The 12049-nt window shown below is 56.1% G+C and carries 11 protein-coding genes; 3 read left to right on the top strand and 8 right to left on the bottom strand.

Annotated features, from left to right (window positions below; translation table 11 throughout):
• Positions 1-44 precede the first annotated feature (44 nt).
• Positions 45-239: a hypothetical protein gene (locus FIV46_RS03110; RefSeq protein WP_139938335.1), complete on the bottom strand. Its 195-nt coding sequence runs from the start codon at positions 237-239 to the stop codon at positions 45-47.
• Positions 240-401: 162 nt separating this feature from the next.
• On the opposite strand from FIV46_RS03110, the gene FIV46_RS03105 reads away from it, so the two are divergent.
• Entirely contained in the window at positions 402-1718 is a 1317-nt protein-coding gene (locus FIV46_RS03105; RefSeq protein ID WP_139938334.1) for an SPOR domain-containing protein, read from the top strand.
• Positions 1719-1763: 45 nt separating this feature from the next.
• Positions 1764-2108 (top strand): chorismate mutase, encoded by a 345-nt coding sequence (locus FIV46_RS03100; protein ID WP_139938333.1) that lies wholly within the window; start codon positions 1764-1766, stop codon positions 2106-2108.
• A gap of 7 nt (positions 2109-2115) precedes the next feature.
• On the opposite strand, the gene FIV46_RS03095 is transcribed toward FIV46_RS03100, so the two are convergent.
• From FIV46_RS03095 to FIV46_RS03085, 3 genes are all read right to left on the bottom strand, one after another.
• Positions 2116-2301, bottom strand: a complete 186-nt coding sequence (locus tag FIV46_RS03095; protein ID WP_139938332.1) for a hypothetical protein — start codon at positions 2299-2301, stop codon at positions 2116-2118.
• Positions 2302-2412: 111 nt separating this feature from the next.
• Positions 2413-3477 (bottom strand): GGDEF domain-containing protein, encoded by a 1065-nt coding sequence (locus FIV46_RS03090; protein ID WP_139938331.1) that lies wholly within the window; start codon positions 3475-3477, stop codon positions 2413-2415.
• Positions 3478-3616: 139 nt separating this feature from the next.
• Positions 3617-4933: a DEAD/DEAH box helicase gene (locus FIV46_RS03085; protein WP_139938330.1), complete on the bottom strand. Its 1317-nt coding sequence runs from the start codon at positions 4931-4933 to the stop codon at positions 3617-3619.
• A gap of 345 nt (positions 4934-5278) precedes the next feature.
• On the opposite strand from FIV46_RS03085, the gene FIV46_RS03080 reads away from it, so the two are divergent.
• A complete protein-coding gene (locus FIV46_RS03080) occupies positions 5279-6925 on the top strand; it encodes an acyltransferase family protein (RefSeq protein WP_139938329.1) in 1647 nt (548 codons plus the stop codon).
• Between the two features lie 12 nt (positions 6926-6937).
• On the opposite strand, the gene FIV46_RS03075 is transcribed toward FIV46_RS03080, so the two are convergent.
• From FIV46_RS03075 to parE, 4 genes are all read right to left on the bottom strand, one after another.
• The gene (locus FIV46_RS03075; protein ID WP_139938328.1) at positions 6938-8188 is read right to left on the bottom strand and encodes a carboxylate--amine ligase; all 1251 of its coding nucleotides are present in this window, start codon (positions 8186-8188) and stop codon (positions 6938-6940) included.
• Entirely contained in the window at positions 8185-9171 is a 987-nt protein-coding gene (locus FIV46_RS03070) for a polysaccharide deacetylase family protein (RefSeq protein ID WP_139938327.1), read from the bottom strand. The genes FIV46_RS03075 and FIV46_RS03070 overlap by 4 nt, the downstream gene beginning before the upstream one ends.
• A 158-nt stretch (positions 9172-9329) precedes the next feature.
• The gene (locus FIV46_RS03065) at positions 9330-10031 is read right to left on the bottom strand and encodes an aspartate/glutamate racemase family protein (protein WP_139938326.1); all 702 of its coding nucleotides are present in this window, start codon (positions 10029-10031) and stop codon (positions 9330-9332) included.
• Positions 10032-10058: 27 nt separating this feature from the next.
• Positions 10059-12029 (bottom strand): DNA topoisomerase IV subunit B, encoded by a 1971-nt coding sequence (gene parE, locus FIV46_RS03060; protein ID WP_139938325.1) that lies wholly within the window; start codon positions 12027-12029, stop codon positions 10059-10061.
• Between the last annotated feature and the right edge of the window lie 20 nt (positions 12030-12049).

The raw sequence follows: 12049 nt of genomic DNA, 5'->3' as shown, positions 1-12049 counted from the left end.
GGTCATGCCTTTTTCTCTGCCTGTGTGGTAAAAAAGATCAGCGGTCAGGCGCGGATGTCCACATTCTGTCCCACATTGGGGCCAGTATCTGCTTCCACTTCCTTGCGCTCGATAGAGGAATCCTCAGCAATATTCTGGATCGTCTGCTGGATTTCTGCCTTGTTCTCCAGGCTGCCGCTTCTTCCGGCATCGACCTGAACTGTATTGGCGGCTTTACTTGCTTCTGCAACATCTACCATTTTTAAATCCTTATATTTATTCCACATTAAAATATAACATAATGATTATCGGAATATTAACTTTCGATTCACTTTTATCAAAAGATTTCTGGTTATGGTTAACGCTTCCATGTATGCTTTGGACGGGAATAAAAACCAAGAAAAACAAAGGCATATGGAACAATGTCACAGATCGGACGCCATAATATTTTTCTGACAATCCTGCTTTCCGGGGTGTTGCTGCTCGCCGGCTGTAGTGCCCAGGGCCCGAAAAGGGTCAACGGGGAACTGGTGTTTGATGCTGATTCTCTGGTTAATATGGCGGATGGCTTTGTCAAAACCGGCGATTACGGCAATGCATTGCGCTTGTACCAGCGGGCGGCGACGGAAAACCCGGAGCATCTTGGTGCCAAACTCGGGCTGGCCCGAACCTATCGGGTTTTGGGGGCAGCGGATGCCTCTGTCGAAATCTACCAGTCGGTGCTTAAACTCGACCCCGGCAACGCGGAAGCACAGCTCGGCATCAGCCAGATGCTGATCCGCGAAAACAAACCGGACGCGGCCCTGGACTATCTGTCGCAGATTACCGGACCGATGGCGCAGGATTACCGCTATTTTAACATTCGGGGACTGGCCTATGACCTGAAAGGGGATCATGAGCAGGCCCAGATCACCTATGGCGCCGGACTGAATAACGAGCCGGACAATATTTCCCTGCTCAATAACCTTGGCCTGTCCTTTGCCATTCAGGGGCAATATGCCCCCGCGATCCGGATCCTGAGCAAGGCTGCCAATTTGGACGTGAATAACAAGACCGCCTTGCAGAACCTGGTGATGGCGTACGCCTTGTCCGGCGAAGAGCAGGCTGCAAAGGAAATGGCCGCCACATTCATGACCGAGGAGGAAATCCCAAGCAGCTTCCAGTTCTATAAGTGGCTCGGCAGCCTGACCTCGAAACAGAGGGCCCAGGCCATTTTCCTCGGCCTCAGGGATTTCCCCCCGGAGGCGACGGCCGGGCAGGAGGTTGCATCCGCTGAAATGCCGGAACAGGAAATGGCTGCCGCACCGGAAGAACCGCTGGATCCGAAAAAGAAACAGCTCCTGGAGATCCTGAAAGAGGACCAACAGACATCTGAGGTGGAAACGCCCGCAGCAGGGGCGGCTGTCGAAGCGGCAGAACAACCGCCGGAAGAAGCGGCTGCAGAGCCGGACCAGGAAAAACCGTCCGGGGTAGCCGCTACGGAAAAAGTCTATCGCGTGCAGTTGGGGTCTTATCCTTCTGAAAAACTGGCGCTGGCGGGCTGGAACAGGCTGCTGAAAAAATCAGGCGACGTGCTGAATTCCTACAGTCCGCTGACCGGAGAAGTGTCCCGTCCGGACGGGACTGCTCTCTATCGCCTCTATGTGTCCGATGTCGCGGAGAAGGCAGAGGCCCGGGAACTGTGCAGCCGCCTCAAGGAACAGAATATTGACTGCCTGGTTATTTATACCAGTCGCTGACGCGGCGCCTGGTCCTTAAATCATTTATTTGTGAAGGAGTATTCGATGGAATCACTCGTGCTGTCCATTGAGGATCAGCGGGTTTGTGTCCGCGCAGCCAAAGGCTGTGAAACAATGACGGAATTGCGCCGGGAAATCGACAAGCTGGACCAGTTCATCGTGGAAGTGCTGAAGTTCCGGCTGTCTTTTATGGAACGTGCCGCAGTTCTCAAAGAGACGCGCAACAAGGTGCGGGACGAAGACAGGATCGAAGCGGTTGTCGACAATATCAAAGCCAAGGCGGTCGCTGTTGGATTAAATGTGGAATTTGCAGAAACGGTCTATCGTCATCTGATCGAACAAAGCATAGAACATGAATATGGCGTGTTCGATGCCATCGAAAAAGGATGAAGGGTAATTATCCCCCGACAGTATGGAATGGCCGGAAAAAGAAGCCGGGCATCAGAGCCGTTGCCTGGGTGGACAGGTTCCGAAAAGAAATGTGAACCGGCAGGCCGCGGAAAATATCCCGGATTCCCCAGGAAATGGCTAAAAAGAAAAAGGGGATAAATGCCAGACCGGCAATATGAGTCAAAATTTCCATGACCTGCTCCTATATGTTCTTTGTTTGTTCTATTTTATCGCGGGCGATTAGTCAAGAACAAAAACAGAACAAAAAGAAGGCTTGGTGTGAGTAGGGTGGTAAATGCCCCGGTTATGCGGTTTTTGCGATCTTCTGTTCCAGATCAATTTCCGCTTTCACCAGGTTGCGGCCGGATTTTTTCGCCAGGTAAAGGGCTTCGTCGGCCCGGGCGATAATATCTGACTTGCGGTCGCCGGCGCGATATTCGGCAACACCGAAGGAGACCGTAATCTTGCCGATCCGCTCGCCGGTGCTTTTACGTTTCATGGAACGCTGGGAAACGGACTCACGAATGGCGTCGGCCAGTTCAACAGCTTCGGCAATTTCCACATCTGGCAGCACCACACAGAATTCCTCGCCGCCGAAACGGGCAGGGGTGCCTTTCTCGCCAATCCGGAGTTTCATCACATGGGCCACGGCTTTTAACACCTGATCGCCGACCTGGTGGCCCCAGGTGTCGTTGAATTTTTTGAAGTGGTCCACATCGCCGATCAGCAGGCTCATGCCTGTTTGATTCGCTTCACACTCCTTGAAAGCATGGTCCAGCTCGTTTTCGAAGCATTTGCGATTGCCGATATTGGTCAGCATGTCCGTCATGTTTTCCTGACGCACGGCCGCCAGGCTGGACTGAAGTTTCTGGATTTCCTGGGAAGAGGCCTTCAGGTCCGCTTCCATCTTCTGGCTTTTTTCCTGCATCCGGCGAGTGTCAGCAAGGATCTGGTACAGGATAGCGCTGATTTCGGAACCCGCCTCGATGTTTTCCAGATTATCCATGTGGCCGGTGAGGGAGCTGCTGTATTCTGAAGTGCTGTCGCCACTTTCTTTCAGCGTCTGGGCAATCTTGACCAGTTCTTTCTGGATACTCTGGCCGGCTTCCTCGAGGGCGGACTGGGTCATCTCGCCGGAGAAAAAGCGTTGATAGAGGTTTTCACAGATTTCGGAACTGAACCGCGTGGTTTTGCCGATCAAGCTATTGATCGTGCTGCTGAGGGAAAGGTCAGAACCTGCGGAATGGGTATACCAGACGTGGTAATTCATCGGCGTCGGTACCACGTTATACTCGGACATCTGGTCCAGAGCCTTGTCAGAGGTTTCCCGGATAAATTCGATATCATCCCTGTCCTGGATAAACGACATACTTTATTCCCAACATAGCTGAATAGGTTTGGTTCTACCAATTTGTATAAAATTGATACCAAGTTATTCCTAAGAAAAGGCTAAGGAGCAGGGTAAAAAAAGGGTAAAAAATAGTACATAAGGTCTTGAAGGAAGGCGCTTATTTTGCATCCCTCATCAGGAAGGCAGGGACATGGTCGCCCATGCCGACCACCGGCTTGTCGTCGCCGCGCGGCTCTCTGTCCCGGGATCCCCGGCTTCTGCGGGAGGAGGATTTCTTCTCGGCAGGCGGCTGTTTTGCCCCGTCGTCCTTTTGCTGGCGGGGTTTGCGGCCGCGGGGTTCGGGGGCCTCGAATCCCTCCAGTTTTTCCTCGGGAATATCCTTGCCCAGCATTTTCAGCAGGGCGTCGAGATATTTCTTGTCCCGCGGCGTGGTCAGGGTGAAGGACCAGCCCTCCCGGCCGGCGCGGCCGGTCCGGCCGATGCGGTGAATATAGTCTTCCGGGTTGTTGGGCACATCATAGTTGAACACATGGGTGATGTCGGATACGTCGAGTCCGCGGGCCGCCACGTCGGAGGCCACCAGCAGCTGGATTTCCCCGGCCTTGTATTTGGCCAGGGTCTGCATGCGGGTTTCCTGCGGCAGGTCGCCGTGGATTTCGCCGACGCTGAAGCCGTGCACCGCCAGAGACTTGGCGACGATCTTCACATCCACCTTGCGGTTACAGAAAATGATGCCGTTTTTCACGTCATTGGTCTTGATCAAATGGCGCAGGGCGGCCCGTTTTGTCTTGGGGTCTGACGCCACCCGGACCAGCTTCTGGGTGATGGTCTGGGCCGTGGACTTGGGCGAGGAAACGGTGATTTCCTTGGGGTCCTTGAGAAACTTGTCTGTCAGCCGCTTCACTTCCTTGGGCATGGTGGCGGAGAAAAACAGGCTTTGTAAGCGCGGCGGCATCAGTGAACAGATTTTTTCCACATCGGGGATGAAGCCCATGTCCAGCATGCGGTCGGCTTCGTCCACCACCAGGATTTCGGTGCCGGTCAGCATCACCTTGCCGCGCTCCAGATGGTCAAGCAGGCGACCCGGCGTGGCGATCAGAACGTCAACGCCGCGGTCCAGCAGCTTTTCCTGCTCGGCAAAGGCGACTCCGCCGATCAGCAGGGCCATGGTCAGCTTGTGGTTCTTGCCGTATTTTTCGAAGTTTTCCGCCACCTGGGCGGCAAGCTCGCGGGTCGGCTCCAGGATCAGGCTGCGCGGCATGCGCGCCCGGGCGCGGCCCTGGGACAGGATATCGATCATGGGCAGGGTGAAGGAGGCAGTCTTGCCGGTTCCCGTCTGGGCAATGCCGAGGATATCCTTGCCCTGGAGGACAGCGGGAATGGCTTTGGCCTGGATGGGGGTGGGCTCGGTATAGCCCGCTTCTTCGACAGCGGCGAGCAGCTGTTCACTTAAACCTAAAAATTCAAAACCCATGTGGTCGAGTAGTCTTTCCGTTTACACTTTTCATATCTTGCGCGCAGAATAGGCATTTCTGAAGAGAAGTCAATGATCCTGTGTGCAGGGCAGCATCCAATATGGCGAGAAGCTCTCGTCAGTGACGCTGACTTATAAAATAGTGCATAACAAAAATATTTAAACCTGGTCAATTCCCTGCAGGTTACATTTGTGCGGGGAAAATATTGAAATCAGGCGTTTTGAAAGGAAACAAGCTCCCTTATTTTCGAATCTCAGATAATTTGACGATGTAAACGATAATTTAGCATTCAGCGGGTATTACAGGTTACAATGATAACACCTGAAGCCCATGGGGAATTTTAAGTGACGCGCCTATTTTCGATATATCTGGATCTGCTCCGTTTTTTTGCGGCTTTTATGGTTCTCCTGTTCCATTCAAAACTGCTGTATAACCCGCATCACACGCTTTTCAATCTGGGCCATGAAGCGGTAATTATTTTCTTCGTCCTTTCAGGTTATGTCATCGCCTTTACGGCCGAAAATAAGGAAAAGACACTTAAAGCCTATGCCATTGCCAGGGTCGCCCGCATCTATTCTGTGGCTATTCCGGCCATTTTTATCACGCTACTTGTCGACACCATCGGATTTAATCTTCTGAACAGCCAGGCCTATCCCATCGGCTATCAGGTCTGGGATCTCATCCCGGTGAGAATAATCAGTGCTTTGGTGTTTTCGGGTGAATTGTGGGGCCTTTCCATCCAGACGTTCAGCAATGTTCCCTATTGGAGCCTTAACTATGAAGTCTGGTACTATATTGGCTTTGCGGCGCTTTGTTTTGTCCCGGGCAAAAAACGGTTTTATCTGTTTGCCCTGGTCTGTCTGATTGTCGGGCCGAAAATTCTTCTGCTGATGCCGCTGTGGTGGCTTGGCGTCTATTTGTACAGGTCTGACCGCCTTCGCCATATCGGCCTTGCGATCGCAACACTTCTTCTGTTGGTCTCCGGCGCAGGAATATACAGTTATATTCATTTCCGTATCGGCAGCTGGGGGTGGGATACCCTGGAAGCCTTCATGGGGGCAGAAAATCACAAAAACCTGGCCTTCAGCCGTCAGTTTATCAGCGACTATCTCCTCGGCATATTTATCGGCATGCATTTTGTGGCGATGCGCGGCATCTGCAATAGCCTGGAAAAATTCCCTGTCTGGCTGGAAAAGATCATCCGCAATATTGCCGGGTCGACCTTTACGCTTTATCTCACCCATATGCCGCTGCTTCTGTTTTACCGGGCCGCTTTTTATGAGGAGACGATGAGCGGCCAGAAATATGCATTTATTCTTGGCCTCACCGTTGTTACGGCCTATCTCATCGCCCGGGTGACGGAAAACAAGAAACATGTCTGGAAACGCTGGGTGCAGACTGTGTTTGATCAGGTGGAAAAATATATCGACCGCAAATATGGAACCATCCGCGGCTGGGTGCGTCTGTTTATCGCTAACCTGATGTGGCGTTTCGGGCCGTACCGGAAATACAGTCACCTGCGGAAGGAGGATGTGCGCCGTCTGGTTTTTGTCTGCCATGGCAATATCTGCCGCAGCCCGTTTGCGCACCATCTTATGGTCAAACTGTCACCGGACGTTCCCGTCGTTTCCATCGGCCTGTCCACCAGTACGGGCCTCGAGGCCTATCCCATGGCGATAGACGTCGCAAAGGACTATGATGTGGACCTGGAAAGCCACAGGGCGACGGACCTGGAGGATTTTGAGGTCCGGGACGGCGACCTTTTCCTTGTCATGGAAGACCGGCATATCAAAAAACTGGAGCCTTACCTCCAATCCACGGACAAGGACGTGCAGATTGCACTGCTGGGACTTTGGGCGAGTCCGAGAATGGCGCTGCTCTATGACCCGCACCGGCTGAGCCGGGAGTATTTTTCCACCTGTTTTATGCGTATCCAGCAGGCGCTGACCAGCCTGAAGAAGGAACTCGGAAAGTCCGATATCACCAGTTAGGGAAATGGGGCTTTAACGGCGCAGCAGCCTGGCGAATTTCAGCAGCATGCCGCCGAGGTCGGAAAAGAACGGCTTGGGATCGCGCCACTGAAAAATATAGTAGCATAGATCCGGCCGGAACGGGGCGGCGATATAGCCGAGCAGAGAGCGCAGGGTGTCGGGCCGGTAAAAGGGGTCCCTGATCCTGTTTTTCTGCACAAGCAGCCGCATCAGCCGTTTGGTCTCCGGTATCAAGAAACAGCATTTGAGGGCCTTATAGTCGGAAAGCTCGGAAATTTCCCGGCCTTCGCCGCAACAGGCGACAAGGGCGGAGGGGAAGGGCACCCCGGCCGCCGTGGCCAGCGGCAGACTGCCCCAGAAGCGGCCGTTGATCTCCATGAAATAATAGGTGCCGCTTGCCGGATGGAACCGGTATTCGACCATGGCGACGCCGTTCCAGTTGAGCTTCTCCAGCAGACTGCGGGATTTTTCCCGGATCTCGACATGCTGATCCAGCGGCACGCTGGCACAGAGGCTGGAGACGCCGCCTTCCGGCGGCCATTCATGCAGCCGCTCGTGCTGGAACTCCATCAGGATGCGCCCGTCGCGCACCAGGAACATCTGGCCGAGGCCGAAGCCCGGGCAATATTCCTGCACCATGGGATAGTGGCCCACGGGTTCATAGACCGCGAGCTGGCCGAGCAGCTCCTCCGCGGTGCGGGCATAGCCGGTTTTGACCATGTCCAGGCCGGCGTCCTCAAGCAGGGGAGCGACCGCGTTGGGATCGCCCCATTTCAGGACCAGCGGATAGCTGAGCTGGCCGAGATTGCTCTGCACCTCATCCAGGGAGGTGAACTGCCGTGTTTTCGGCGTGCGGATGCCAGCCTGTTCGGCATAGTCCTGGCAGATGTTCTTGTCGAGGACCTTGGTGAGCATGTCTGCCGTGGGCAGAAGCGGGATGATTGATTCTTCCAGCCGGTCGCGGAAGCGGTTGAGGGTCAGCAGATCGCCTTCACTGATGGCCATCAGGAAGCGGGCGTCATGTTCCGCTGCCAGCTGCTCAATCTGTAAAATCAGCGCCTCATTCCTGCCGGCGCGCACATAGTGGGCGGAACAATATCGCGATTTTCCGGCCAGCGCCCGCTCGGTATGGCCGATGCCGATCACCCGGTAACCGGCCCGGCCCAGGTCGCGCACGATGGCAAGGCCGATTGGTGTATCGGTGCCGAGCAGCAGGACCGTCGGGCACTCCTCAGGTGATTTCGGCGGCATATAGCTGATCATAGGAACCTGTCATTGGTGAAATTTTCCACTGTCCTGAGCACGGACTTTACTGTGCTGCCGGTGAGATCGGTGGCGCCGCCGTTGCCGGTGATGCTTTGGGCTGCACCCTCCAGGGAGGTCATGTCGAAGCGGTCCGGGTTGTCGGCCAGAAACCCGCAGAGTTTCTGTAGCCTGGACTGTACCAGTTTATTGGCCCTGAGCCCGTCATAGCGGAAATTATTGATCTTGATGTATTCAAACGGGTGGGTGACGATGATCACTGCTTCAAGCCGTTTGTTATGCGCCTGGTTCAGCAGCGCAATCTGTTCCGCCGCGCTCAGGGCCGTGACCTGCATGGGTTTGAGCCGCCCGCGGCCGATCGGGCCGGGATCGGCAAAACAGGTGACCGGCAGTTCCTCGACGCCGGCAAAGACATGTTTGCCGCTGGCTACCTGCAGCGCCGGTTCCGGCGGCGGCGCCACGGCGGTGCAGATGTTGGAGGCATATTTCAATCCGGCCTTCTCCATGGCCCGGAACACGCAGAGCGAAGTGGCGAAATTGCCGGTCCGCATGCTGGTCGGGCGGTTGCCGGTCCATCGCTCGATGGTATCCATGCCCTGGCGCAGGAGCTCGACCAGCTGGTCCTCGGCAAGCTCACTGCAATTGTCGGACACCCGACTGCCGCTGTTCAGCGATCCGTTCTCATAGGAGGCCCAGCAGGGATGGAGGTGCAGCTGGATATCCTGTCCGGCCGCGGTCAGGCGCTCCACATAACGGCCCATGGGGGCATCGGAAAAATAGGCCGTATGGGCGGTTTCGACAAAGAAAGTGGCGATCTGGCCGTGCTCCTTCAGGGTCTCGATCATGAAACCGGTGGCCTGGCTTTTGCCGTCGGCTTCGCCCCAGACCGGCTCGTGGATCAGCGGGGAATATTTGTCGGGATCGTCGAAGGCGCCGGCGATCGACGGTTCGGTATCGACTGTCAGGACAACTTTGGTTTTCATTGGACTATCCGGAATTCCCCATCAGGCTCGTTATCGTTTTACTATATCGGGCCTTTGTAACGATAAAAAGTTAATTATGCCCTGCACTTGTTGTGAAAAGGTAACAAGTAAGGGGAAGCAAATTTCCGAGAGAAGATGCGGTTTAAATATGCGGAACCTCAGCCTTTTTCCGGCGTGAGTGCTTTCATGAGGGCAGCGCGGGCGAGCAATCGCGTGGAATCCAGTGTCGGAAGTGGCGAGTTTGCGTCATTGATCAGGAGCGGAATTTCCGTGCAGCCGAGAATGACGGCATCACAGCCCCGGTCCTTCAGGCGTGAAATGACGCCCTGGAAATATGCCAATCCCTCCGGTGTGCATCTGCCATAGGTGAGCTCGGCCATGATGATGCGGCTGATTTCGTCCCGTTCTTCCGGTTCCGGCCTCACATAGTCCAGTCCGCGGGCAGTGATTTTGTCGGGATAAACCTCGCTGTTCACAAGCCAGCGGGTGCCGGTCAGGCCGAGCTTGCGGTATCCCTTTTCCATCGCCTTCTCAACCACCACCTCGGCAATATGCAGCCAGGGCAGGGGGGCGCGGCCTTCGATATAATGCAGGGCCTGATGGATGGTGTTGTCCGGGCAGATCAGAAAATCCGCCCCGGCGCCGGCCAGTATCTCGGCGGATTTGAGCATCAATTCGCCGACGCCCTGCCAGTCATTCCGGTCAATATATTCCATATACTCGGACAGCGGCGGGGTATGCATGGTGATTTCGGGATGTCCGTGGGGGCCAAGATAGTCGGCTCCTTCAGCACAGATGGTGCGATAACAGAGCGCCGCGCCTTCCGAAGAGCAGGCCACAATTCCAATATGCTGTGTCATGGGTGCTCCTCCCCGAAAAGGATCAGTCTAAATATCCAGTTCCTTCGCCCGTTCGGCATTTTCCTGGATGAACTGGAAGCGAAGCTCCGGCTTCTTGCCCATCAGATGCTCGACTTTTTCCGAGGTCTCGAGGCGTCCACCTTCGGGGATGACGATGCGCAGCAGGGTGCGCTTGCCGCGGGTCATGGTGGTCTCGCGCAGTTGCGCCGGCGGCATTTCACCAAGGCCCTTGAAGCGGCTCACTTCGACCTTGCCGCGGCCGGTGAATTCGGTCGCCATCAGCTCGTCCTTGTGAGGATCGTCGCGGGCATAGAGCACCTTGCCGCCCTGGGCGATGCGGTAGAGCGGCGGCTGGGCCAGATACAGGTGGCCGTTTTTCACCAGCTCCGGCATTTCCTGGTAGAAATAGGTCATCAGCAGGGTGGCGATATGGGCGCCGTCCACGTCCGCATCGGTCATGATGATGATTTTTTCGTAGCGGAGGTCGTCTTCGTCATATTTGTCGCCGGCGCCGCAGCCCAGCGCCTGGATAATATCGGAAATTTCCTGGTTGGCGCGGATCTTGTCCCGGGTGGCGCTGGCCACATTGAGGATCTTGCCACGGATCGGCAGGATCGCCTGGGTCTTGCGGTCGCGGGCCTGCTTGGCGGAGCCGCCGGCGGAATCGCCCTCCACGATATAGATTTCGGTGCCTTCGGCGCTGTTATGGCTGCAATCGGCCAGTTTGCCGGGCAGGCGCAGCTTGCGTTTGTTGGTGGCGGTTTGGCGCTTGGTGTCCTTCTCCTGACGACGGCGCAGGCGTTCCTCAACCCGCTCCAAAGCCCAGGCCAGCAGGTCGTTGGCCATGTCCGGGGCGCCGGACAGCCAGTGGTCGAAATGGTCGCGCACCGCCATCTCCACCAGCCGGGCGGCTTCCGGCGTGGTCAGCTTGTCCTTGGTCTGGCCCTGGAACTGTGGGTTCTTGATAAAGACCGAGATCAGCGAACAGGCGGCAACGAAAATATCCTCGCCGGTGATCTGGGCCGCTTTCTTGTTGCCGATCAGTTCGCCGTAGGCCTTGATGCCCTTGAGCAGGGCCGCCCGCATGCCGGCCTCATGGGTGCCGCCCTGGGGGGTGGGCACGGTGTTACAGTAGGAGCGGGTGCTGCCGTCGCCATATTCCGGCCAGGCAATGGCCCATTCCACATTGCCCATATCTTCGGCCAGCGGGACGCGACCGTGGAAATTCTCGGCCGTTACCCTGGAGCGTTTTTCCAGGGTTGTGGTGAGATAATCATTGAGCCCGCCGGGGAAATGCAACGTATCCTTTACCGGCGTATCGTCGCCGTCTCTCAGCAGGTCGGGATCACAGGACCAGCGGATTTCCACGCCGCGGAACAGGTAAGCCTTGGACTTGGCGGACTGATAGAGCCGGGCCGGCTTGAGGTGGGCTTTTTCCCCGAAGATTTCCGGGTCCGGATGGAAGGTGACCTTGGTGCCGCGCCGGTTGGGCGTCGGGCCGAGGTTTTCCAGCCTGGTCAGGGCATGACCGCGGGAGAATTCCTGCTTCCACACCTGCTTGTCGCGGGCCACCTCAACGCTCATGGTGTCGGACAGGGCGTTGACCACGGAGATGCCGACGCCATGCAGGCCGCCGGAGGTCTCATAGGCCTTGCTGTTGAACTTGCCGCCGGAATGCAGTGTGGTCAGGATCACCTCCAGCGCCGATTTGTCCTTGTACTTGGGGTGTGGATCAACCGGAATGCCGCGGCCGTTGTCGGTGATGGTCACCGAGCCGTCGGCATTGAGCGACATTTCGATGCGGCTGGCGTGTCCGGCGACCGCTTCGTCCATGGAGTTGTCGAGAACCTCGGCCACCAGATGGTGCAGGGCGCGCTCGTCAGTGCCGCCGATATACATGCCGGGGCGCATGCGGACGGGCTCCAGGCCCTCCAGTACCTCGATATCCTTGGCGGAATATTCACCGGCTACAGGGGTCGTCTCAAACAGGTCACTCATGGTATGATTATGGTCTCAAC

Source organism: Emcibacter nanhaiensis (assembly GCF_006385175.1).
In the GTDB taxonomy this organism is placed as follows: domain Bacteria; phylum Pseudomonadota; class Alphaproteobacteria; order Sphingomonadales; family Emcibacteraceae; genus Emcibacter; species Emcibacter nanhaiensis.
The sequence above is the reverse complement of the archived record's forward strand: the minus strand, read 5'-3'. Positions and strand labels throughout refer to the sequence as shown.

Excerpts from the sequence above, each read along its gene's own strand:
- FIV46_RS03110 (WP_139938335.1), bottom strand. The coding sequence starts at position 239 with ATGGTAGATGTTGCAGAAGCAAGTAAAGCCGCCAATACAGTTCAGGTC.
- FIV46_RS03105 (WP_139938334.1), top strand. The coding sequence starts at position 402 with ATGTCACAGATCGGACGCCATAATATTTTTCTGACAATCCTGCTTTCC.
- FIV46_RS03100 (WP_139938333.1), top strand. The coding sequence starts at position 1,764 with ATGGAATCACTCGTGCTGTCCATTGAGGATCAGCGGGTTTGTGTCCGC.
- FIV46_RS03095 (WP_139938332.1), bottom strand. The coding sequence starts at position 2,301 with ATGGAAATTTTGACTCATATTGCCGGTCTGGCATTTATCCCCTTTTTC.
- FIV46_RS03090 (WP_139938331.1), bottom strand. The coding sequence starts at position 3,477 with ATGTCGTTTATCCAGGACAGGGATGATATCGAATTTATCCGGGAAACC.
- FIV46_RS03085 (WP_139938330.1), bottom strand. The coding sequence starts at position 4,933 with ATGGGTTTTGAATTTTTAGGTTTAAGTGAACAGCTGCTCGCCGCTGTC.
- FIV46_RS03075 (WP_139938328.1), bottom strand. The coding sequence starts at position 8,188 with ATGATCAGCTATATGCCGCCGAAATCACCTGAGGAGTGCCCGACGGTC.
- FIV46_RS03070 (WP_139938327.1), bottom strand. The coding sequence starts at position 9,171 with ATGAAAACCAAAGTTGTCCTGACAGTCGATACCGAACCGTCGATCGCC.
- FIV46_RS03065 (WP_139938326.1), bottom strand. The coding sequence starts at position 10,031 with ATGACACAGCATATTGGAATTGTGGCCTGCTCTTCGGAAGGCGCGGCG.
- parE (WP_139938325.1), bottom strand. The coding sequence starts at position 12,029 with ATGAGTGACCTGTTTGAGACGACCCCTGTAGCCGGTGAATATTCCGCC.